2 protein-coding genes are annotated in these 1,386 nt (G+C 28.5%); both read right to left on the bottom strand.

Annotated features, from left to right (window positions below):
- Positions 1-109 precede the first annotated feature (109 nt).
- Positions 110-634 (bottom strand): hypothetical protein, encoded by a 525-nt coding sequence (locus BM239_RS15240; RefSeq protein ID WP_092210201.1) that lies wholly within the window; start codon positions 632-634, stop codon positions 110-112.
- Positions 635-1,138: a Panacea domain-containing protein gene (locus BM239_RS15235; RefSeq protein ID WP_092210199.1), complete on the bottom strand. Its 504-nt coding sequence runs from the start codon at positions 1,136-1,138 to the stop codon at positions 635-637. It lies immediately after the preceding gene.
- Positions 1,139-1,386 lie beyond the last annotated feature (248 nt).

Here is a 1,386-nt window from a genome sequence, read left to right as displayed (position 1 = left end):
TTTACCATTTTTTTTACTACTTTTAATCTGAAACTTTAAACCGAAACATAAGTGTCCTTTAGTGCGCTACTTTCCATAGCCGCCGGACGTTGTGCGTAATTTGACGAATCTACGTCTTTTTAGGAAAAATACTATGAAAAGGGTCATAGAATAATATATAAATAACACCTAAATTTCCGATAAAGAAAAATATTCTTGGTGCTTTATTTCCTACTTTATTAGTGTATAACCCAAGTTCACCAAATTGAGGTAATTGTTCGTGTGAAATATGAGAAACACCGAATATTTTTTTAACAATATCAAGTAGTTTCCTATTTGGATTTATCACCTTTAAATGTTCAGTGTAATGGGAATTATTAATTGAATCGTCTAATGTTTTAGTGCAAAGCGCTTTTATCTTATCAAAGTATATGTTATAATCCGATTTTTTTGGACTTTTTTCGCAGGTAAAACTATGAAATTCACTATGATGAAATGAATAATCTAAATCATCATCAATATTTAAGTAATCGTACGCAATTGTGGGTGTAAAGTCGAGATTTAATTTATAAACTTTCTGACCTAATCTAAACTTGAAATCAAATTCTTCTTCTTCGAATTCAATAAAATCATTGATTTGCTCAAAAAAATCCATTTATTTTTTCAATCGACTTGTATAATAACTGTATATATCATTAACAGTTATTTCTTTTGTAGACCTTTCGATAGGAGACAAACCTTTTCTTGCATTATTCCAAGGGTCTTCTTTATGTGTTAAGAATACTAACTTTTCATCAGTCATAACACCATAATTATCTAAAACTGCATAAAGAAGTTTTTCTTGCTTTTTAGTCAATTTTAAACTATCAAGTGTAGAATTTAATTCTTCTAAAAGTTTTTCATCAGTGTACTGAAAAGCAAAATTTTGATTTCTAAAAAATTTTGGTTTTAGAGTATCATAAACTGACCTATAAACAGGGCCATTAACCCAAGCTTCAGGTAACTCGCTAAAAAGAGTATCTTTTTCAAAGTTTACAATATGCCACGACTGAACGTAATAAAGCAACTTCTGCAACTTTAAAGGATTGATTGACATTCCTTTACTTTGACAATAAAGAATGACAAATTTTGATATTGATTTTAAACTTTTAGATTTCATATAACGGTTAATCGAGTGCAAAGATATAAAAACTACGCACAACAATGTATATAAAAAATAGCTAATTCCGTGCCAAACATTAAATTAAGTTTATTTAAATAGTTATATTTAATCCGAAAATTAGTGTATTTAACACGCTACTTTTCATATCCTAACCGTTGTGCTTCATTATGACCAACCAATAACCAATGATAAAATTTTTTAGAAAAATCAGACAAAACTTACTCTCTGAAGGTAAAACTGGAAAG

Origin of the sequence: Algorimicrobium echini, assembly GCF_900115185.1 — a bacterium.
GTDB classification, from domain to species: domain Bacteria; phylum Bacteroidota; class Bacteroidia; order Flavobacteriales; family Flavobacteriaceae; genus Algorimicrobium; species Algorimicrobium echini.
The sequence above is the reverse complement of the archived record's forward strand: the minus strand, read 5'-3'. Positions and strand labels throughout refer to the sequence as shown.